This window comes from Herbidospora galbida (assembly GCF_005233835.1).
Taxonomy (GTDB): Bacteria; Actinomycetota; Actinomycetes; order Streptosporangiales; family Streptosporangiaceae; genus Herbidospora; species Herbidospora galbida.
In genome coordinates, this window is record NZ_SZQA01000072.1 from 1 (window position 1) to 20,677 (window position 20,677).

Genomic DNA, 20,677 nt, shown 5'->3' on the forward strand with positions numbered 1-20,677 from the left:
GACGACCGGCTGGCCCGCCTGGAGCGCGGCCAGGCCCGGGTGCACGCGACCGCGCTGGCCGCCGGAGTGCTGGTCCAGGGGATCACCGTCGTGATCGTGGTGGCCGTGGCCATGGCGCTCGACGCCGGTTCGATCGCGACCGCCGTGCTGGCCCTGATGTCGCTGGTCAGCTTCGAGCCGGTGCTCCCGCTGGCGGCGGCCGGCGAGCGGCTGACCGGGGTGCTCGCGGCGGTCCGGCGGCTGCGGGAGATCGAGGCCGTTCCCCCGGCGGTGCCCGCCCCGGCCGACCCGCTGCCCCGGCCCACCGGGCCGCTGACGGTCATGGTCGACGACCTGGTCGTCCGGCACGGCGACCGGCCCGCGCTCGGCGGGGTCAGCCTGACGCTCACCCCCGGCAAGCGCGTCGCCGTCGTTGGCCCGAGCGGGGCGGGCAAGAGCACGCTGCTGTCGGCGCTGATGCGGACCGTCGACATCGTGTCCGGGACCATCACCGTCAACGGCGCCGACCTGCGCCGGATCTCCCCCGACGACGCGCGCGCCATGATGACGGGCCTCACCCAGGACCCCTACGTCTTCCAGACCACCTTCCGCGACAACCTGCGCCTCGCGGGCCCTGAGGCCGACGACGCCGACCTCGACCGGGCGGTCCGGGAGGCCAGGCTCGACGCGTTCGCCGACCGGGCCGGCTGGGACGTCCAGCTCGGCGAAGACGGCCGCACCCTGTCGGGCGGCCAGATCCAGCGCCTCGCCCTGGCCCGCGCCCTCCTCTACGACCCCCCGGTCCTGCTGCTCGACGAACCCGCCGAAGCCCTCGACGAGACCACGGCCGACGCCCTGATGGCCGACCTCCTCGACGCCACCCGGGGCCGCACCACCCTCCTGGTCACCCACCGGCTGCGGGGGCTTGAGGCGGTCGACGAGGTCGTCGTCCTGGAAGACGGCCTGGTGGTCCAGCGCGGCACCCACGCCGAACTCGTGGCGGCCGACGGCTACTACCGCGAGCTCTGGGACGCCGAGACCATGATCCGGAGATAGCCGTCGCCGGGCGGACCGGGCGCGGCCGGTCGGCGCCGCCCGGGGAGCGCCCCGGAGGCGGCGGGCGGGGCCGGCCGGGCGGAGCCGTAACGGAGAGAAAGACCGGCGGCGCCCCCCGCGTGAGGAGGCGCCGCCGGCCGTTCCCTGTCCCCTACCTGAGAGATCTCCGCGTCAGCTCGTCGTCTTCTCCTCCAGAGTGATCGTCGCCGTGTTCGCCTGACCGTTCCTGACGTAGTTCACGGTCACCTTGGTGCCCGGCTGGTGGCCGCGGATGATGCCGACGACGGTCTCGCCGGCGTCGATCGCGGTGCCGTCGACCTTGGTGATGATGTCGCCCTGCTGCAGGCCCGCCTTGGCGGCGGGGCTGTTGGCCTCGACCGACGACACCAGGGCGCCGGGGGTGTCGCCGGTGGCGTCGCCGACGCTCACGCCGAGGTAGGCGTGGACGGCCTTGCCGGTCTTGATGAGCTGGTCGGCGACGTTCCTGGCGGTGTTGATCGGGATCGCGAAGCCGACGCCGATGTTGCCGTTGCCGCCGCCCGAGGTGGCGATGGCGGTGTTGATGCCGATGACCTGGCCGGCCGAGTTCACCAGGGCGCCGCCCGAGTTGCCGGGGTTGATCGCCGCGTCGGTCTGGACCATGCCGCCGATCGTCGTGGTCGGCTCGGCCTGCTGCTCCTGCTCCTGGCCGAAGCCGCCGCCCCAGCCGGGGGGCAGCTGCGGGCCGCCGCCTCCGCCACCGCCGCCGGAGGTGACGGTGCGGTCGAGCGCCGAGACGATGCCCGAGGTGACCGAGCCCTCCAGGCCGAGCGGGCTGCCGATCGCCAGGACCGAGTCACCCACCTGGAGGGCGTCGCTGTCGCCGAGCGAGGCGGCCGTGAGGCCCGAGACACCGGTGGCGCGGATGACCGCGATGTCGGTCGTCGGGTCGGTGCCGACGAGCGTCGCGGGGATGGTCCGGCCGTCGCTGAACTTGACGGCCATCTCGGCGTTCTGGCCGGCGCCGGCGACCACGTGGTTGTTGGTGAGGATCAGCCCGTCGGCCGAGAGGATCACGCCGGAGCCCTCACCCTGCCCCTGCTGCGAGGTCACGGTGATCATGACGACCGAGGGCTGCACCGCCTTGGCGACCGCGGCGATCGTGCCCCTCGCGGGCATCGCCGCCGAGCCGTTGTTCTGCTGGTTCACCACCGGGCTGGTCAGCACCGGGACGCCGTCGTCGTCCATCGCGTTGGTGATGAGGGCCCCTGCGACCCCACCGCCGACCGCCACGCACGCCAGGGCGAGGATCGACACTCCCCGCTTCCAGGCCCGCCCCTCGGACCGCTGCTGCCGGGGCGGCTCCGGCGGGAGCGGCGGCATGCCGTAGACGGCGGTGTCGCCGACCGGGTTCGCGCCGACGCGTCCCTGGATGGGGCCCGGCTGGTGCGGCGGCGGAGGCGGCGCGAACTGCGGGGTGGGCTGCTCGCCCCGGTAGTCGCCGTACTGCGGGGCCCGGCGGCCGAACTGGCTCCAGCCGCGCCCCTCCAGGACCTCGGTGGTCCCCTTTTCGTGCTCCCGCTCGTCAGCGCTCATCTCTGCCATCCCCTTACCGAATCCCGGCTCCTTCGGGCCGGTGGTTCTAAGATGGCAAACCCTCGATAAGGCCGGCTTAAGCGATCAACCCGCTGACCTGGAGAAACCGAACACCGGCCTTATTTGTGCTGCTCCGGCCAGTATTCGGCGCGCAAAATTCGTTTGTACAACTTTCCGGTGGGGTGCCGGGGCAGCTCCGTACGGAAGTCGACCGACCTCGGGCACTTGTAGTGGGCCAGCCGTTCCCGGCAGTACGCGATCAGCTCCGCCTCCAGCTCGGGCCCGGCCGAGGCGTGGTCGGCGGCCTCCACGACGGCCTTGACCTGTTCGCCCATCTCCTCGTCGGGCACCCCGAAGACGGCCACGTCGGCGACCTTCGGATGCACCGCCAGCAGGTTCTCCGCCTCCTGCGGATAGATGTTCACCCCGCCTGAGATGATCATGTACGAGCTCCGGTCGGTCAGGTAGAGGAACCCCTCCTCGTCGAGGTGGCCGATGTCCCCGAGCGTCGACCAGCCCCGGCCCTTCGGGTCGTGCGCGGCGGCGGTCTTGTCGGGGTCGCCGTGGTAGACGAAGGTCGGCCCGCCCGAGAGGTAGACGACGCCGGTCTCCCCCGTGCCCAGCTCCTCGCCCTGGGAGTCGAGGATGTGCGGCACGCCGAGCAGCGGCCGTCCGACGGTGCCCTTGTGGGTGAGCCAGTCGTGGGGGCCGGCGTAGATGAAGCCGTTGCCCTCGGTGCCCGCGTAGTACTCGTGGATGATCGGCCCCCACCACTCCATCATCGCCTCCTTGACCGGGATGGGGCAGGGGGCGGCGGCGTGGATGGCGTACGCGAGGGTGGACAGGTCGTACTTCGACCGGATCTCGGCCGGGAGCTTCAGGAACTTGATGAAGTGGGTCGGCACCCACTGGGAGTGGGTGACGCCGTATCTCTCGACGGCGGCGAGGGCCTGTTCGGGGTCGAAGCGGTCCATCACGACGACCGTCGCGCCGAAGCGCTGGAAGGTGAGCGAGTAGCGCAGCGGGGCGGCGTGGTAGAGCGGCGCGGGCGAGAGGTAGACGCTGTCGGCCGTGGCGGCGAACAGGAGGCCGATCAGGTTCATCAGCGGGCCGGGCACGTCGAGCGGCTGGCCGGTCCAGGTGGGCTTGACGCCCTTCGGCCGGCCGGTGGTGCCGGAGGAGTAGAGCATGTCCATGCCCTGCACCTCGTCGGCCACGGGGGTGACGGGCATGGGGGCGACCGCGGCCTCGTACGAGAGGAAGCCGGGGACCGTGCCGTCGAGCATGAGCCGGAGCGGCGGGCCGGTCACCGAGGCGGCCGTCTCGGCGCAGGCCGCCGAGCTGATGAACGCCTTCGCCCCGCAGTTCTCCACGATGTACGTCAGCTCGTCCGCCTGCAACCGCGAGCTGATCGCCGTGTAGAGCAGCCCGGAGCGGTGGGCCGCCCACGCGACCGCGAGGAAGAGGGGATGGTTCTCCAGCATGAACGCGATGTGGTCGCCGGGCCGCAGCCCGGCCTCGCGCAGCAGGTGAGCGAGGCGGTTGGACTCCTCGTCGAGTTCCCGGTAGGTGACCACCCGGCCGGAACCGGCCATGATCACAGCGGGTTTGTCAGGGCTCACTGCGGCGACGGCACCCGGATACATGACCGAACATTACTCGGTGATCGTCGGGCGGGAAAGGAAAACGGCCCGCGCCGGGAATGGCGCGGGCCGTTCAGTAGACCGCTCAGCCTACCGTTCTGGGGTGCCGATCAGACGGCTTCGTACACCGGCGACCAGGGGCCGAAGAAGCCCTTGGGGCTGAAGTGGCTGCCGCGGGAGACCTGGACGTCGATCGTGTTCACGTCGTGCGCGCTGAACCCGATCCAGTCACTGCCCTTGTCGCAGTTCTTGAACTTCTTGAAGTAGGTGTGGCCGTCGAGGTCCTCGATCTTGAAGACGGCCCAGGCGCACTTGAACTTCTTGTCGCCCCACCACTTGTGGTTCGTGAGTTCACCCTTGACCGAGATCTTGGTGTACTCCTCCCACTTCCAGGACCACTTCTTGTCCCACTTCCAGCCGACGATCTTGCACTTCTTCTCGCCGTGCTTCCACCAGCACTTCTTGATGGGCTTCTTGAACTTCTCCCAGTACCAGACCTTCTTCTTCTCGTGGTGGAGGACGTACTTGCCCTCCGCCTCGGCCTTGTGGTCGGCGGAGAAGTAGGGGCCCCAGTCTCCGACGTAGGGGGAGGCGCTGGCGGCCGTCGGCGCAGCTACGGCGCCGGTGATGAGAGCGGCCGCGACGCCGCCGCTCACCAGGAGCTTCTTGATGAATCGCACTTTCGGATTCCTCTCGGGACGAGGAGTTTGACAGGTAAAGGAATAAACCGTCCCGATAGCGGCTGAGTAGCGACTGACTTGAAGCTCGCTTTAAAGCGCAGGTCACACCCCGCGGATCAGGCTCAGCGCACGTTCCCGCAGCTCAGGAGTGGCGGTCGCAGGCGAGCCCGAAGTGAAGGGAGGGGCGGGGTCGTACTCGATGGCCAGTTGCACGGCCCTGGCGGTGTCCTCGTCGCGCAGGAGGGCGAGAAGGGTCAGCGCCATGTCGAGGCCGGCCGACACCCCGGCGGCGGTCACGACCTTCCCCTCGGTGACCACGCGCCCGGCGGCCGGGACCGCGCCGAAGGCGGCGAGCTGGTCGTGGAAGCCCCAGTGGGTGGTCGCGGGGAGGCCGGTCAGGATCCCGGCGTGGGCGAGCAGGAAGGCGCCGCTGCACACCGAGGTGGTCCACGTCGTGGTCCGGTGGGCGGCCCGGATCCACTCGATGAGGCGGTGGTCGCCGAGCGCGCCGACGGTGCCGGGGCCGCCCGGGACGAGGATTACGTCGGGGTCGGGCAGGTCGTCGTAGGCGGCGGTCGCGGTGATCGACAGGCTGTCCTGGTCGTCGACGACCGGCCCCGGCTCGCCCGCCACGAACGCGACGGTGACGCCGGGCGCGAAGGCCAGCACGGTGTAGGGGCCGACCGCGTCGAGGGCGGTGAAGCCGGGGTAGAGGGGGATGGCGATGCGCACTAGTGCTCCTTGTCTCGGAACCGGCGCCGGTAGTCGCCGGGGGAAACGCGCAGATGCCGTCGGAACACCCGGTAGAGGCTCCCGGACAGGCCGAGGCCGGTCCGCCGGGCGACGACGTCGAGGGGTTCGTCGGTGGTCTCCAGCAGCCGCCGGGCGGCGCCGGTGCGGGCGATCTCGACGTACCGGCCGGGGGGCATGCCGGTCTCGTCGGTGAACACGCGGGAGAAGTGGCGCTCGCTCAGGTTCATCCGGCGGGCCAGCGCCGGGACGCTGAGGTCCTCCTCCGGGTGCTCGTCGATCCAGGTCTGCAGCTCTTTCAGGGGCTCACTTCTCGGTACGGCCTGGATCGGCGCCGAGAACTGCGACTGCCCGCCCGGCCGGTGGAGGTAGACCACCAGCCCCCGCGCGACGTCGCGGGCGACGCGGTGGCCGTGGTCGTCGGCGACCATCGCCAGGGCCAGGTCGATCCCGGCGGTCACCCCGGCGGAGGTCCAGACGTCGCCGTGCCTGACGTAGATCGCGTCGGGGTCGGTCTCGACGGCGGGATAGCGCCGGGCCAGGTCACCGGCCGACAGCCAGTGGGTGGTGGCCCGCCCGCCGTCGAGCAGCCCGGCCTCGGCGAGCAGGAACGCCCCCGTGCAGACCGATCCGGTCCGCCTGGCCCCCGCCGCCAGCCGCCGCACCCCCGCCACCAGGCGGGGGTCGCGCAGGTGGTCATCGACGGTCGGCCCGCCGGCCACCAGCAGCGTGTCGATCGGCCCGGTGACCTCGTCGATCGGGGTCTCCACCAGCGTGGCCAGCCCGTTCGACGCCCGGACCGGCCCCGCCACGACCGAGGTCACCTCCAGCGTGTACGCCGCCCTCCGGCTGACCAGCCCGGCGGTGGCGAACACGTCGGCCGGACCGGCCAGATCGAGGTGCTGGAACCCTTCGGTGATGACGCAGACGACCCGCATGCCTCCATCCTGCGAGTCGCCGCCCGACGGCCGCAACGACACGAACCTTGCAGATCAGGACATGACGAAGGGGGCCTCCCCTGTCCCGGGAGACCCCCTTCGCGCTCGGAGGAGACTACGCGGCCGCCGACTGCCCCACCGTGGCCGGGGTCAGCGCGATCTCCAGGACCTCACGCACGTCGCTGACGGCGTGGACCTCGAGGTCGGCCAGCACCTCGGCCGGGACGTCGTCGAGATCCGGCTCGTTGCGGGCCGGGATCAGGACGGTCGTGATGCCCGCGCGGTGGGCGGCCAGCAGCTTCTGCTTGACGCCGCCGATCGGGAGGACCCGGCCGGTCAGCGACACCTCACCGGTCATCGCCACGTCGCCCCGCACCGGCCGCCCGCTGAGCAGCGAGGCCAGCGCGGTCGTCATGGTGACGCCGGCCGAGGGGCCGTCCTTCGGCACCGCGCCCGCCGGGACGTGGATGTGGACCTGGCGGTCCTTCAGCGACCCGACCGGCAGCTCCAGCTCCGCGCCGCGCGAGCGCAGGTAGGAGAGCGCGATCTGGGCCGACTCCTTCATCACGTCGCCGAGCTGACCGGTCAGGGTCACCCCGGTCGAGCCGGTCTCGGGGTCGGCCAGCGACGCCTCGACGTAGAGGACGTCACCGCCCGCGCCGGTCACCGCGAGGCCCGTGGAGACGCCGGGCACCGAGGTGCGCTGGCGCGACTCGGGCAGCGACGACTCGGGCACGTGGCGCGGCCGGCCGAGGTAGCCGACGAGGTCGTCGTCGGTGACGGTCAGCGGCAGGGCCTTGTCGCCCAGCGAGACCGCCGCGGCGACCTTGCGGAGCACCCGCGCGACCGCCCGCTCCAGGGAGCGCACGCCCGCCTCGCGGGTGTACTCGCCCGCCACGCGGCGCAGCGCCGCGTCGTCGATCGTGACCTCCTCGGGGGTCAGGCCCGCCTTCTCGAGCTGCCGGGGCAGCAGGTGGTCGCGGGCGATGACGACCTTCTCGTCCTCGGTGTAGCCGTCGAGGGTGACGACGTCCATGCGGTCGAGCAGCGGGCCGGGGATCTGCTCCAGGGCGTTGGCCGTGGCCAGGAACAGCACGTCGGACAGGTCGAGCTCGACCTCCAGGTAGTGGTCGCGGAAGGTGTGGTTCTGCGCCGGGTCGAGCACCTCCAGCAGGGCGGCGGTGGGGTCGCCCCGGTAGTCGGCGCCGACCTTGTCGACCTCGTCGAGCAGCACGACCGGGTTCATCGAGCCGGCCTCGCGGATCGCCCGGACGATGCGGCCGGGCAGCGCGCCGACGTAGGTGCGCCGGTGGCCGCGGATCTCCGCCTCGTCGCGGACGCCGCCGAGGGCGACCCGGACGAACTCGCGCCCCATGGCCCGCGCGACCGACTCGCCGAGCGAGGTCTTACCGACTCCGGGAGGGCCGGCCAGCGCGAGCACCGCGCCCGACCGCCGCCCGCCGACGACGCCGAGGCCCTGGTCGGCACGGCGCTTGCGGACCGCGAGGTATTCGATGATCCGGTCCTTCACGTCCTCCAGGCCGGTGTGGTCGGCGTCGAGGACGGCGCGGGCGCCGGCGATGTCGTAGGCGTCTTCGGTGCGGGTGTTCCACGGCAGGTCGAGGACGGTGTCGAGCCAGGTGCGGATCCAGCCGGTCTCGGGCGACTGGTCGGAGGTGCGCTCCAGCTTGTCGACCTCCTTGAGGGCCGCCTCGCGCACCTTCTCGGGCAGGTCGGCCGCCTCGACCCGGGCGCGGTAGTCCTCTTCCTCGGTCTCGGGGTCGCCGTTCAGCTCGGCCAGTTCCTTGCGGACCGCCGCGAGCTGCTGGCGGAGCAGGAACTCGCGCTGCTGCTTCTCCATGCCCTCCTGGACGTCCTTGCGGATCGTCTCGGCCACGTCGACCTCGGCCAGGTGGTCGCGGGCCCAGCCGACCAGCTTCTCCAGCCGCTCGCCCGCGTCGGGGGTCTCCAGGAGCAGCAGCTTCTGGGCGGTCGACAGCCAGGGCGCGTAGCCGGAGCTGTCGGCCAGCACCGAGGCGTCGTCGATGCCGTTGACCTGGTCGACGACCTGCCAGGCGCCGCGCTTCTGCAGAATCGTGGTGGTGAGCGCCTTGTACTCCTTCATCAGGGAGCTCACCTTGGCGTCGGGCTCTTCGGTGCTCTTCGGCACGATGGTGGCCTCAACCCACAGGGCCGCGCCGGGACCGGTCGTGCCGGTGCCCACGCGGGCGCGCGACACGCCCCGCACCACGGCGGCGGGCTCGCCTCCGGGCAGCCTGCCCACCTGCTCGACGACGGCGCTGACGCCGACCGCCCCGTAGTGCCCGTCGATGCGGGGAACCAGGAGGACGTGGGGCTTCTTGGCCCCGGTGGCCTGGGCGGCCTCGATGGCCGCGCGCACCTCGGAGTCGGACAGATCGAGGGGGACGACCATGCCGGGCAGGACGACCTCGTCGTCCAGGGGCAGGACGGGAAGGATCTCAGTCATGCGTGCTCCTCAGCCTTGAGTTATATGCGCTCAACTAAGGAGAGTCCCATGGTGTTCCCAAGCTTGCGTGAGTTCGCTGAGAGCGATCGTAATTCTGTAATCAGGTTTAACGACAACCTGTCATCAACCTGTTGACGATCGCGGCGAAGGTTTGTGACACTTCGTCATGAACGACACTCTGAGGAGCCTGCGATGGGTTTTGCCGAGGTCCTGCGGACCGCGACCTGGACCGACCACGAGTCCGCGGAGGACGACAGCTACCTGAAGAACCTGATGGCGGGCAGGCTTAGTCCCGAGGCCTACGGCGAGATGGTGGCCCAGCACTACTTCGCCTATGTGGCCCTCGACGGCGCGTCGAAGCGGCTGGCCGGCGACCCGGTCGCCGGGGCCTTCGTCTTCCCCGAGCTCTACCGGGAGGAGGCGCTCGTCCGCGACCTGCGGGCCATCTACGGCGACGACTGGGCCGCGCGGATCGCCCCCAGCAAGCCGACCCAGACGCTCGTCGCCCGGATCAACCAGGTTTCCGACTGGCCGGGCGGATATGTCGCCCACCACTACACTCGTTACCTCGGCGACCTGTCGGGCGGCCAGTTCATCCGGATGGAACTGCAGAAGATCTACGGCTACGGCAAGGGGGGCGGGGTGGACTTCTACCACTTCGACATCGGCAGCCTCCCCCGGTTCAAGGACGAATACCGGCGCCGCCTCGACGCCCTCGGCGAGAGCCTCGACGAGGCCGGGCGGCAGCGGATCATCCGGGAGACCCGGCTGGCCTACCAGCTGAACACCGAGGTGCTCGGCGACCTGGGCCGGGTGGCCACGGTGGCGGCCTGACGTGCCGCGCATCTCGGCCGCGACGATCGGCGAGCACCGCGCCCAGACCCAGGAGAAGATCCTTGAGGCGATCGCGCGGCTGGCCCGCAGGCAGGGCATCGACGCGATCTCGATGACCGAGCTGGCGGCCGAGGCGGGCATCACCCGGACCGTCCTCTACAACTACTTCCCCGACAAGACGGCGCTGCTGCTGGCCTTCACCGAGCGGGTCACGCACTACTTCGTCGAGAGCTACGCCCGCGACCTGCCCGCCGACGCCTCGCCGTCGGTCCGGCTGCGGGCCTTCGTCCGGCTCCAGCTCACCGGCCTGGTGGCCCATCCCCATCCGGGGGCCGCCGACCTGTCGGCCACTCTCGGGCCCGACGCCTACCAGCGGCTGGCCGCCCACGTCGCGCCGATGCAGGCGATCCTGCGGGAGATCATCCAGACCGGCGTCGATTCGGGCGAGTTCCGCACCTCCGACGTCGAGGCGGCCGCGCGGGCGGTGCTGGCGGTGCTGGGGTCCGAGCGCATCCCGCTGACCGAGGGCGGCCGGACCCCGGAGGAGGCCGAGGAGTTCGTCTCGGCCTTCTGCCTGCGCGCCCTCGGGACGGCCGACGCCTAGAGGGTCAGCGGCAGGCCTCCGTGATGAAGGCGGAAGTCTCCCTGGTCGGCCGCGAGGCGCAGCGTGCCGAGTTCGCGGGCGACGCGGTCGAACATGATCCGCGCTTCGAGGCGGCCCAGCGACGCGCCCAGGCAGAAGTGGATTCCGTGCCCGAAGGCGATGTGCCGCCGCACGTCGGAGCGGTGGACGTCGAACACGTCGGGATCGGCGAAGACCTCAGGGTCGCGGTTGGCGCCCCACAGTGACAGGGCCACCCGCTCGTGGGCCGGGATCACGCCCCCCGCCAGGTCGAGGTCGCGGAAGGCGAAGCGGGGCGGGACGATCTCGACCGGGCCGCGGAAGCGCAGCGTCTCCTCCACCACCGCATCCGCCAGCGACGGATCGTCGCGGAGATTCCGCCACTGCTCCGGGTGGGTGAGCAGCAGCCGGATCCCGTTGACGATGACGTCGACCGTGGTCTCCTGACCGGCGATCAGCAGCAGCTGGATCATCGCGACGAGCTCGTCGCGGTCGAGGGCGTCGCCGCCCGCCTCCAGGGCGACGAGCTCGGAGAGCAGGTCGTCGGCCGGGGCCCTCCGGCGGAGGGCGGCCAGGTCGTCGAGGTAGGCGGCGAACGCCAGCGTGGCCGAGCCGTCCCAGTCGGACGCCGACACGATCGTCGCCGACCAGGCGCGGAACATCGCCCGGTCGTCCTCGGGCACCCCGACGAGCTGCGCGATCACGTTGACCGGCAGCGGGTCGGCCAGGTCGGCCACGCCGTCGAAGCTGCCCAGCTCGCGTGCGCGGGCGACCAGCCGGTCGGCGACCTCCGCGATCCACGGCTCCAGCCGTGCCGTCATCCGGGCCGTGAACGCCCGGCCGACCAGCCCGCGCAGCCGGGTGTGGTCGGGCGGGTCGAGGGAGATGAGCTGGCGGGACGCGATCCTTTCGGCCTCCCCCTCCCCGTGCGAGAGCCCGGGGAGCTGGTGGCCGATCTCCGGGTGCCGCAGCCCTTCGAGGACGTCGGCGTGCCGGGCCACCACCCAGAACCGGTTCCCCGCCGGGTCGACCTGCGGGACGGGCCGGCCCGCGGCCCGCACGCGCGCGTAGAACGCGTGCGGGTCGCGGCGGGTCTCCGGCTCCCAGAGCTCCGAGAGCCCGAACTCGGTGATCATCCCGATGTGGCCGCGTACTGCTTGACGATCTCGGTGGTGACCTCGTCGCCGCCGATCGTGCCGGTCACGGAGACCGTCACCTCGCCCGAGGGCAGGGACGCGGCCCGGACCGGGAACTGCTGGAACGCCGACCTGCCCGGCGCGACGTCGCGGAACGTCTTCGTTCCGTAGGCGGTCTCGATCACGACGTCGACGGACGCGTCGTGGTCGTTCACCACGCGGACGGCCAGGTAGGCCGAGCCGGCGATGAACCGGGCCTCGGGGGTGACCGTGGCCGGGAGCTCCGCCTCGGGGGCGAGTTCGGCCCGCGCGCTGTCGGCGGCGGCCACGATCGCCTCCTTCTGCGCGGCGGTCAGCAGCCCCGCCGTCACGAACGCGTCGGCCGTGGCGCTGACCTTGGCCATGAACGCGGCGTGCGTCGCGAAGGGGGCGGCGTCCCAGAGCACGTCCAGGAAGGTCAGGCCGTCGGTGCCGGGCGAGACGATCCCGGTGACCGGCACGTCGTAATTCGGCAGGCCGTCGTTGCGCTTCACGTTGGGCACGCCCGAGTCGACGCCGCCGAAGACGATCGTCGGCTCGACCCGGCGGAAGTAGGCCGAGTGGGCCTGGGTGTCGCCGACGTACCAGGGGCGGAGGGTGAAGCCGCCCGTGGTGAACAGCGGGTCGCCCGCCGCGTTCACGCCGTTGGCCGTGACGGCCGCGCGGGAGTAGTCACCGTCGCGCTTGAGGTGGCGGTAGAGCGTCAGCTCGCGGTAGGCGCCGCCGCCGGGGTTGCCGAGGATCGGCATGAGCAGCGGGCCCCACATGATCGACTGGGTGTCGGGGCGGTCGACGGCGCGCTCGATCCGGATGCTGAACGGCATCGAGATCTCGATCGTGTCGCAGGTGTGCCAGGTCCGGCTCAGGGTGAGGTAGGTGCCCGGGACGGGGGTCTCCAGCAGCTGGAGGACGCCGTTGATCTTCACGGTGTAGCCGCTGACGGCCCACTTGGGCACCCGCAGCTTGACGTCGAGCTGTCCGCCGCCGGTGACGGTGAGCTTGGTTCCGGCCTGGCGCGGGAAGTCCGTCTCCTGGGTCAGGGTGAGGTTCTTCTCGGCCCAGGTCACCGTCGAGGGCACGAACTGGTTGACCCAGATGGCCGAGCCGTCGGCCGACTTGAAGTAGGCGGCCTCCTGGTACTTGGTGTGGATCTCCAGGCCGGTGCCGCCGCAGCAGGTGCCGGTGTTGCCGTACGACTTGCCGGCGCCCGGGGTCAGCGGCTGGAAGTAGGTGACCTGCGGGTTGGCCGTGCTCGTCGAGTCGGCCCGCGAACCGGCGAGCTGGTTGAACAGGGCCCGCTCGTAGTAGTCCATGTAGGCCGGGTCCTGCGTGTGGAAGAACAGGTTCCGGGCCAGCTTGGCCACGTTGTAGATCGAGCACGTCTCGGCGCCGCCCTGGGCGATCGCGTTGGCGACGTTGTCCCGGTTCTGGAACATCTCGATGTTGTTGTTGGAGCCCGGGTAGTTCCCGCCGAGGCCGCCGTGGGAGAACATGCGGTGCGGCACCAGCATGCCGAAGAAGTTCTTGGCGGCCGTCAGGTAGTCGTCGCCGCCGCCCTGCTCGAAGATCCTCATGTAGCCCGAGAAGCCGGGCACGTGCTGGTTGACGTGCAGGCGGGCCGGGCGCCTGCGGCCGTAGGCGAGCGGGTTGGTGACCGTGAGGATGTCGCGGTTCTCGACGGTCGCCCCGAAGAGCGACTCGCGGTTGTCGAAGAACTTCGCCGTCTCCAGGTGCTTGGGGTCGCCGGTGAGGGCGTGGATCTCGGCGAACACCTCGTTGGCCCCGCCGAGCTCGCCGGCGATGTAGGTGTCCCACATCAGGTTGAGGTTGTCGCGGGTGATCGGGCCCGCGTAGCCGGGGTGGTTCTTGTCGCCGGTGGTCAGGGCGTCGTGCGCCCAGTCGGCCATCTTCACGACGATGTCGCGGGCCTTGGTGTTGCCGGTCAGCGTGTACGCGTCCAGCAGCCCACGAATGATCTTGTGCTGGGTGTACCAGGGCGCCCACACGTTCGTGGCGGCGTTGCCGCCGTACTGGGCGTAGCGGGGCGGGCCGACGCGGATGACGGCGTCCTCCGGGATGGCGCCCAGGTAGCCGGCGTAGACGGGCTTCCAGAGCGGGCCGCCCGACTGCGGGACGGCGACGATGCCGGCGGGGCGGTTGTTGGGCGAGGAGTCGAGGGCGGAGGCGCCGTCGGTCTCGTCGAACCGGTACCAGGCGATGTTGCCGCCGCCCGTGGTGCCGGCGGCGGAGGTCTGGAGCGAGGTGATCTCGGCGGCGCTGAGGGCGCGGTCGAAGATGTGGAACTCGTCGATGCCCGCGTTGAGCATCGCGTCGCCGTAGGCGGAGCGGCCGATCCAGACGTTGCCCGGCACGCCGAGGCTGGTCGGGTTGAGCGTCATGGCGGGGTTGGTGCCGGCGACGGCGCCGTTGACGTACAGGGTGCCGACGGTGCCCGAGAGGGTGACGGCCAGGTGGACCCACTGGCCGGTCGGGATCGCGGTGGTGCCGTTGATCTGCTGTTCGCCGCCGCTGCCCGTGGTCGTGATGGCGAACCGGGGCGGGTTGCCGGTCACGCCGGCGCGGGCGGTGAGGAACATGTTGACCGCGGTGCTCTGGCCGAAGTCGAAGACCCGGCTCCAGTTCTGCGCGGCGGCGAGGTTGACCCAGGTCGCGATCGTGAAGTCGGTCAGCTGGGAGACCGCCTCCTGGGGCAGCTTGACGTGCTCGGCGTTGCTGCCGCCGTTGAGCTTCAGGGCGTTGCCGAACTTCCCGGCCACGCGGCCGATGGGAGGGGCCTCGGGCTCCTCGGGGTCTTCGGGGGCGGTCAATCGGGCGGTGATGGCGTCCTGGCAGGCGCCGAGCTCGTTCACCATCCAGTCGAGTTTGGTCTTGTAGACCGCCTCGCCCTGGTCGGCATAGGCCTGGGCCAGGGCGCTCAGGTAGTGACCGGCCCAGTGCCCGCTCAGCAGGCCGCCGTCCTCCCAGCCGCCGGGCGCGGTCACACCCGCGGGGTTCGGCCGGCCCGCCTGGTTGTTGAACAGGAAGAGGAAGCGGCGTTCGTCGAACGCCTGCAGGAACGCCTTCATCCGGTCGCGCTTCTCCTGCAGCAGCCCCGTCTTCAGGCTGATCTCGTGCAGCCAGAAGGGCCTGATCGGGGCGTTGCTCCCGGCGCCGACGTAGGGGATCCCGGCCAGGGACTCGGTGACGTTCGCGGTCGCGGCCTCCGCCCGGACGTTGGTGGCCGTCGCGGCTAAGGCCACCCCGATGGCCGACGTCCGCACGAAGGTGCGGCGGCTCATTCCTGACTTCTCGGATGCCGTCATGGCCTTCCCTTCACTTGCCGGAACGACCCTCGACTGTTAGCGCTAACACGATGGGAACACCGCTCAATCAAGGGGATTTCTCCTGGAATTGTTAGCGTTCACATCAAGAACGCACTAGATCGGGGTGTTCAACCGTTACCGAGGCGTTACGTAGGTGACCGTCCAGAAATACAGTGGAACCGCCACATTCCACGCGGCTAGCGTGGGCGGATGACCCCTCAGCTTGTCGCGCTCTCCATCGACGCGCACGACCCACCCGCGCTCGCCCGGTTCTGGGGCGAGTTCCTCGGCTGGAAGGCGGACGGCGACACCACGCTGCTGCCCACCGACGACACCGGCTTCCGCCTGCGGTTCCTGCCGACGCGCGAGCCGAAGACCCGGCAGAACCCCATGCACTTCGACCTCACCAGCGACACGTTCGACGAGCAGCAGGAGACCGTGGCCAGGGCGCTCGCCCTGGGCGCCCGGCACATCGACATCGGGCAGCTCCCCGAAGAGGAGCACGTCGTGCTCGCCGACCCCGAGGGGAACGAGTTCTGCGTCACCGAGGAGAGCAACACGTTCCTCGCCGAATGCGGGTTCATCGGGGCGCTCGCGTGCGACGGCTCCCAGGCGGTCGGCTACTTCTGGAGCGAGGCCCTGGGCTGGCCTCTGGTGTGGGACCAGAACGAGGAGACCGCGATCCGGTCGCCGCACGGCGGCCCGAAGATCACCTGGGGCGGTCCGCCGCTGCCGGTCAAGACCGGGAAGAACCGGCTGCACTTCGACCTCGCCCAGGTGGAGATCGACCGGCTGGTGGCCCTCGGGGCGACCCGGCTCGGCGCCGCCGAGGGCCGGGTGCTGATGGCCGATCCCGACGGCAACGAGTTCTGCGTGCTCGGCTGATCCCGATGGATCAGGACCACCACCACGCCCATCAGCACGGCGGTCAGGATCGTGGCCAGCACGACGAGGGTCATCTCGGTCCGGCTGACCTCCCACTGGAAGCGGCCCCGGGCCATGCCGTCGCAGGTGGCGTTGAGCCGGTCGATGCGGGCGGCGAAGGCGCGGTCGTGCTCACGGAGGTGGCGGGCCATCTCGGCCAGGACGCGCTCGTCATCCACCGGGGATCCCGTGCCGGGTGACGTGCGGATATTTCAGGTCGAACGCCGGCCGCTCCGATCTGATGGGCGGGATGCGGTGGAAGTTGTGCCGCGGCGGCGGGCATGAGGTCGCCCATTCGAGGCCGTTGCCGAACCCCCAGGGGTCGTCGACCTCGACCCTCGGCGCGTACTTCGCGGTGTACCAGACGTTGAACAGGAAGGGCAGCGTCGAGATGCCCAGGATGAGGGCGCCCACCGAGGAGACCATGTTCAGGGTGGTGAAGCCGTCGACGGCGCTGTAGTCGGCGTACCGTCTCGGCATGCCGGTGATGCCCAGCCAGTGCTGGACCAGGAACGTGGTGTGGAAGCCGATGAACAGCGGCCAGAAGTGCCAGCGGCCGAGCCGGAAGTCGAGCATGCGGCCGGTCCACTTGGGCCACCAGAAGTAGAAGCCGCCGAACATGGCGAACACGACCGTGCCGAACAGCACGTAGTGGAAGTGGGCCACCACGAAGTAGGAGTCGTGCGCCTGGAAGTCGAGCGGCGGGCTGGCCAGGATGACGCCGGTCAGGCCGCCGAACAGGAACGTCACCAGGAAGCCGATCGCGAACAGCATCGGCGGCTCGAACGACAGGTGGCCGCGCCACATCGTGCCGACCCAGTTGAAGAACTTCACCCCGGTCGGCACCGCGATCAGGAACGACATGAACGAGAAGAACGGCAGCAGCACCCGCCCCGTGGCGAACATGTGGTGCGCCCAGACCGTCACCGACAGGCCGGTGATCGAGATGGTCGCGCCGACCAGGCCGACATAGCCGAACAGCGGCTTGCGGCTGAACACCGGGATGATCTCGGTGACGATGCCGAAGAACGGCAGCGCGACGATGTAGACCTCGGGGTGGCCGAAGAACCAGAACAGGTGCTGCCACAACATCGCGCCGCCGACCTCGGCGTCGAAGACGTGCGCGCCCAGCCGCCGGTCGGCCTCCAGCACCAGCAGCGCCGCCGCCAGCACCGGGAACGCGATCAGCACCAGCACGCTGGTCAACAGGATGTTCCAGGTGAAGATCGGCATCCGGAACATGGTCATGCCGGGCGCCCGCATCGTGACGATCGTGGTGATGAAGTTGACCGCGCCCAGGATCGTGCCGAGTCCGGAGAGCACCAGGCCCATGATCCACAGGTCGCCGCCCATCTCCGGACTGTACGGCCCGGTCGACAGCGGCGTGTACCCCGTCCAGCCGAACGACGGGGCGCCCTCCGCGTTGAAGAGGCTCGCGGTCACCCCCAGGCCGCCGAACAGGAACAACCAGAAGCTGACCGCGTTCAGCCGGGGGAAGGCCACGTCGGGCGCGCCGATCTGGAGCGGCATGACGACGTTGGCGAACCCGGCGAACAGCGGGGTGGCGAACAGCAGCAGCATCAGCGTGCCGTGCAGCGTGAACAGCTGGTTGTACTGCTCGTTGGAGACGATCTGGAGGCCCGGGTGGGCCAGCTCCGCGCGGATGAGCAGCGCCATGATCCCGGCGATCACGAAGAAGCCGAAGGCGGAGATCAGGTACATGTACCCGATCACCTTGTGGTCGGTCGTGGTCAGCCACGACACGATGACCGCGCCCTTGCCCCGCTTCACCGGCGCGAGCGGAGAGGTGATCGGCTCTTCTTGGACGGCCATGGGCAGCGCACCTGTCTGTCATGCGGGAGAAACCCGTGTGTGGACGATGAACGGCACGCTGATCCGGCCGACGGGAAAATACCCGGCCGGGCCGCGCGAATAACTTGTCCGCCTTTTTGCCGTGCCCCGGACTTACCATTGACCGGGCGAATTCTCCGGCTTTCGACATGGCCGCCGATAATGCGGGGTACGCCGATGTGAATCGGCGATCCGAGTCATCGAGGAGCGTGGATGCTCGCCTTCTATGATCACGAGGAGTCGGAATTCTACGGGCTCTGCGTTGAGGAGCTCCTCAGCCGACGACCTGCGATAAGACGCGTGCACGAATTCGGCGCGGGGTCCGGCCGGGCCATGGTCAGCGCCATTCAGCGCATCGATTTCCAGGGCCGGATGCGCGGTTTCGAACTCGACGAGATCTCCGCCGCTTCCGCCCGCGAACTGATCCATCAGACCGGCCTGACCGGTCGTTACGAAGTGTGCCACGGTGATTTCTTCACCGGCCTCCACCCCGCCGAGAAACGGCGGTGCGTGGTCGCCAATCCGCCTTATCTGCCCCATCCGGAGGAGCGGCCGGCCTTTCCGCACCTGTCGGGCGGGCACACGGGCGCGGGCATCAGCAAGCGCATCCTGTCGGCCGGGTTCGACACCGTGCTCATGATGATCTCCTCGTACGCCGACCCCTGCTCCGTGCTGGCGCACGCCCGCGCGTGCGGGTACACGCTGACGAGCTGGATGGTGCTGCCCCTGCGGATGGGCGCGTTCTCCCGCCGGCCGCACGTCCGGAGCCGGATCGACGCCATGGCGCGGGCCGGCACCGCGTTCGTGGCCGGGGAGAGGTACCTGCTGGCAGGCGGGGTCTGGGACCGGGCCGGTTCCGGCTCCGGCGACCAGTCGGCGATGCTGTCGCGGGTGATGGCGCGGTTCGGGGCGGCCGACCGGCAGCCGGTCAGCTGACCGGCGGGAAGCGGACGGCGAGCTCCAGCCCGCCTCCCGGGTGGGGGCGGGCGACCGTGGTGGCCCCGTGGGCGCGGGCGATGGCGGCGACGATCGACAGGCCCAGGCCGGCGCCCTGCGTACGGGTCGTGCCGATGCGCCGGAACGGGGCGAACAGGTCGCCGAACCGCTCGGGCGGCACGTGGGGGCCGGTGTTCGCCACCCGCAGCACGCCCCCGGCGAGGGTGACCTCCGCGGTTCCGCCGGGCACGTTGTGGCGTACGGCGTTGCCCGCGAGGTTGGTGACCAGGCGGTGCAGCAGCGTCCGGTCGCCGAGGACCGTGCACGGCTCGGCCGTCACGGTCACGGTCACGTCGCCGTGGTCGAGTTCGGCCACGGCAAGCCGGACCACCTCCGACAGCTCCACCTCTTCGGGCGCTTCGAGCCCGTGCTCGGCCTGGGCGAGCACCAGCAGCGCGTCGATGAGCCGCTCGCTGCGCCGGTTGGCGGCCAGCAGCTTGCCCTTGATCGGGCCGACGTCGTCGGGCAGCCCGATCTCGATCGCGGCGCGCTGCACGGCCAGCGGCGTGCGCAGCTCGTGGGAGGCCGTGGCGATGAAGCGGCGCTGTCCCTCGACCGAGCGTTCCAGCCGGGCCAGCATCTCGTCGAAGGTGTCGGCCAGCTCGCGCAGTTCGTCGCGCGGACCGGCCAGCGCGATGCGCTCGTGCAGGTTCGACAGCGACAGGCGGCGGGCCGTCGCGGTGATGCGGTGCACCGGCCGCAGCATGCGCCCGGCGAAGAACCAGCCGACGGCGAGCGACACCAGGGCCATCACGAGGATGGCGACGCCGGTCACCTCCCACTGGTAGGTGACGACCTCCTCGACCAGGCCCCGCCCCGGCGCCGGCGGCGGCACGATCGGCCGGCCCAAGACGGGGGCGACCGGCGCCGGTGGGCGCGTCTCGACGCGGAGCCGGTGGTGCAGCGACACGTTGACGCTCACCAGCAGCACGGCGGCCGTCAGCAGGACGAGCGCGGTGTAGGTGAACGCGAGCCGCGTCCGGATTGTTTTCACGGCTTCATCACAGGGCGTACCCCGCTCCCGGCACGGTCCTGATGCACGGCGGGTCGCCCAGCTTGGCGCGCAACCGGCTGACGACGACCCGCACGACCGTGGTGAAGGGGTCGGCGTGCTCGTCCCAGGCCAGTTCCAGCAGGCGTTCGGTGCTGACGACGGCGCCCTCGGCGCGGAGCAGCGCCTCCAGGACGGCGAACTCCTTCAGCGACAGGTGCAGGTGCCGCCCGTCTCTGGACGCCTGCACGCGCCGGGTGTCGAGCTCGATCCCGTGGCGGGTCAGCACGGGCGGCACCGGTTCGCGGCTGCGCCGTCCGAGGGCCCGGACCCGGGCCACGAGTTCGGCGTAGTCGAAGGGCTTGGGCAGGTAGTCGTCGGCGCCCAGCCCCAGGCCGATGACCCGTTCGGGGACCGAGGCCGCCGCGGTCAGCATCAGGATGCGGGTGCGGCTGCCGCGTGCGGCCAGGTCGCGGCAGACGTCGTCGCCGTGCACCTCGGGGAGGTCGCGGTCGAGGACGACCACGTCGTAGTCGTGCACGGCGAGGCGTTCGGCCGCGGCGGCGCCGTCGTAGACGACGTCGACGGCCATCGCGTGCCGGCGCAGGCCCTCGCCGACGAGGTCGGCCAGGTCGCGTTCGTCCTCCACCACCAGAACTCGCATGCCCCCGTTCCTACCGGTTCGGGGGTTACAGCGGCGTCAACGATTCCCGTCACCGCCGCGCAACGCCCCGCCCGCCACATTCGGCGGCATGACCAAGCTTCTGGCCGCGGCGGCCTTCGCCGCCCTCCCGACCGTGCCCCTCGCCCCCGCCGCCCCGGCGGCCGCCGCGCCGCCGGCGTGCGCCCGCC

Annotated in this window: 17 protein-coding genes; 6 read left to right on the plus strand and 11 right to left on the minus strand. The window is 70.8% G+C overall.

Features of this window, described 5'->3' with window-relative positions; genetic code table 11:
* A partial coding sequence (locus FDA94_RS37530; protein WP_137251780.1) for an amino acid ABC transporter ATP-binding/permease protein occupies window positions 1-1,035 on the plus strand: 1,035 nt, incomplete at its 5' end.
* Window positions 1,036-1,206: 171 nt separating this feature from the next.
* Here the strand turns inward: FDA94_RS37530 and FDA94_RS37535 are convergent.
* The 6 genes from FDA94_RS37535 to lon form a co-directional block, all read right to left on the minus strand.
* Window positions 1,207-2,610, minus strand: coding sequence for a S1C family serine protease (locus FDA94_RS37535; protein WP_137251781.1), 1,404 nt, complete (start codon window positions 2,608-2,610; stop codon window positions 1,207-1,209).
* A gap of 119 nt (window positions 2,611-2,729) precedes the next feature.
* A complete protein-coding gene (locus tag FDA94_RS37540) occupies window positions 2,730-4,232 on the minus strand; it encodes an acyl-CoA synthetase (RefSeq protein ID WP_246060369.1) in 1,503 nt (500 codons plus the stop codon).
* 131 nt (window positions 4,233-4,363) lie between these two features.
* The gene (locus tag FDA94_RS37545) at window positions 4,364-4,933 is read right to left on the minus strand and encodes a hypothetical protein (protein WP_137251783.1); all 570 of its coding nucleotides are present in this window, start codon (window positions 4,931-4,933) and stop codon (window positions 4,364-4,366) included.
* 102 nt (window positions 4,934-5,035) lie between these two features.
* Window positions 5,036-5,665 carry a DJ-1/PfpI family protein gene (locus FDA94_RS37550; protein ID WP_137251784.1) on the minus strand — a complete coding sequence of 210 codons (630 nt, stop codon included), beginning with the start codon at window positions 5,663-5,665 and terminating at the stop codon, window positions 5,036-5,038.
* Window positions 5,665-6,621, minus strand: a complete 957-nt coding sequence (locus tag FDA94_RS37555; protein ID WP_137251785.1) for a GlxA family transcriptional regulator — start codon at window positions 6,619-6,621, stop codon at window positions 5,665-5,667. The genes FDA94_RS37550 and FDA94_RS37555 overlap by 1 nt, the downstream gene beginning before the upstream one ends.
* A 115-nt stretch (window positions 6,622-6,736) precedes the next feature.
* Window positions 6,737-9,109, minus strand: a complete 2,373-nt coding sequence (lon, locus tag FDA94_RS37560) for an endopeptidase La (protein WP_137251786.1) — start codon at window positions 9,107-9,109, stop codon at window positions 6,737-6,739.
* Window positions 9,110-9,301: 192 nt separating this feature from the next.
* Here lon and FDA94_RS37565 point away from each other — a divergent pair, with 192 nt between their 5' ends.
* Together FDA94_RS37565 and FDA94_RS37570 are read left to right on the plus strand one after the other, a co-directional pair.
* The gene (locus FDA94_RS37565) at window positions 9,302-9,943 is read left to right on the plus strand and encodes a biliverdin-producing heme oxygenase (protein WP_137251787.1); all 642 of its coding nucleotides are present in this window, start codon (window positions 9,302-9,304) and stop codon (window positions 9,941-9,943) included.
* 1 nt (window position 9,944) lies between these two features.
* Window positions 9,945-10,547, plus strand: coding sequence for a TetR/AcrR family transcriptional regulator (locus tag FDA94_RS37570; RefSeq protein WP_137251788.1), 603 nt, complete (start codon window positions 9,945-9,947; stop codon window positions 10,545-10,547).
* Here FDA94_RS37570 and FDA94_RS37575 read toward each other — a convergent pair.
* Together FDA94_RS37575 and FDA94_RS37580 are read right to left on the minus strand one after the other, a co-directional pair.
* Entirely contained in the window at window positions 10,544-11,701 is a 1,158-nt protein-coding gene (locus FDA94_RS37575) for a cytochrome P450 (RefSeq protein WP_137251789.1), read from the minus strand. The two genes, FDA94_RS37570 and FDA94_RS37575, sit on opposite strands and share 4 nt — an antisense overlap.
* Entirely contained in the window at window positions 11,698-15,039 is a 3,342-nt protein-coding gene (locus FDA94_RS37580; RefSeq protein WP_212735690.1) for a beta-L-arabinofuranosidase domain-containing protein, read from the minus strand. Before FDA94_RS37580 ends, FDA94_RS37575 begins: the two co-directional genes overlap by 4 nt.
* A 234-nt stretch (window positions 15,040-15,273) precedes the next feature.
* Between FDA94_RS37580 and FDA94_RS37585 the strand changes: the two genes are divergently transcribed.
* Window positions 15,274-15,948, plus strand: a complete 675-nt coding sequence (locus FDA94_RS37585) for a VOC family protein (protein WP_137251791.1) — start codon at window positions 15,274-15,276, stop codon at window positions 15,946-15,948.
* Window positions 15,949-15,953: 5 nt separating this feature from the next.
* Window positions 15,954-16,187, plus strand: coding sequence for a hypothetical protein (locus tag FDA94_RS37590; protein ID WP_137251792.1), 234 nt, complete (start codon window positions 15,954-15,956; stop codon window positions 16,185-16,187).
* Here FDA94_RS37590 and ctaD read toward each other — a convergent pair.
* Window positions 16,159-17,820 (minus strand): aa3-type cytochrome oxidase subunit I, encoded by a 1,662-nt coding sequence (ctaD, locus tag FDA94_RS37595; protein WP_137251793.1) that lies wholly within the window; start codon window positions 17,818-17,820, stop codon window positions 16,159-16,161. The two genes, FDA94_RS37590 and ctaD, sit on opposite strands and share 29 nt — an antisense overlap.
* A 318-nt stretch (window positions 17,821-18,138) precedes the next feature.
* On the opposite strand from ctaD, the gene FDA94_RS37600 reads away from it, so the two are divergent.
* A complete protein-coding gene (locus tag FDA94_RS37600) occupies window positions 18,139-18,774 on the plus strand; it encodes a methyltransferase (RefSeq protein ID WP_137251794.1) in 636 nt (211 codons plus the stop codon).
* Here the strand turns inward: FDA94_RS37600 and FDA94_RS37605 are convergent.
* On the minus strand, window positions 18,767-19,828 hold the full coding sequence (locus FDA94_RS37605; RefSeq protein ID WP_137251795.1) for a sensor histidine kinase: 1,062 nt from the start codon (window positions 19,826-19,828) through the stop codon (window positions 18,767-18,769). The genes FDA94_RS37600 and FDA94_RS37605 overlap by 8 nt on opposite strands.
* Before the next feature lie 7 nt (window positions 19,829-19,835).
* Window positions 19,836-20,489 (minus strand): response regulator transcription factor, encoded by a 654-nt coding sequence (locus tag FDA94_RS37610; RefSeq protein ID WP_137251796.1) that lies wholly within the window; start codon window positions 20,487-20,489, stop codon window positions 19,836-19,838.
* Window positions 20,490-20,677 lie beyond the last annotated feature (188 nt).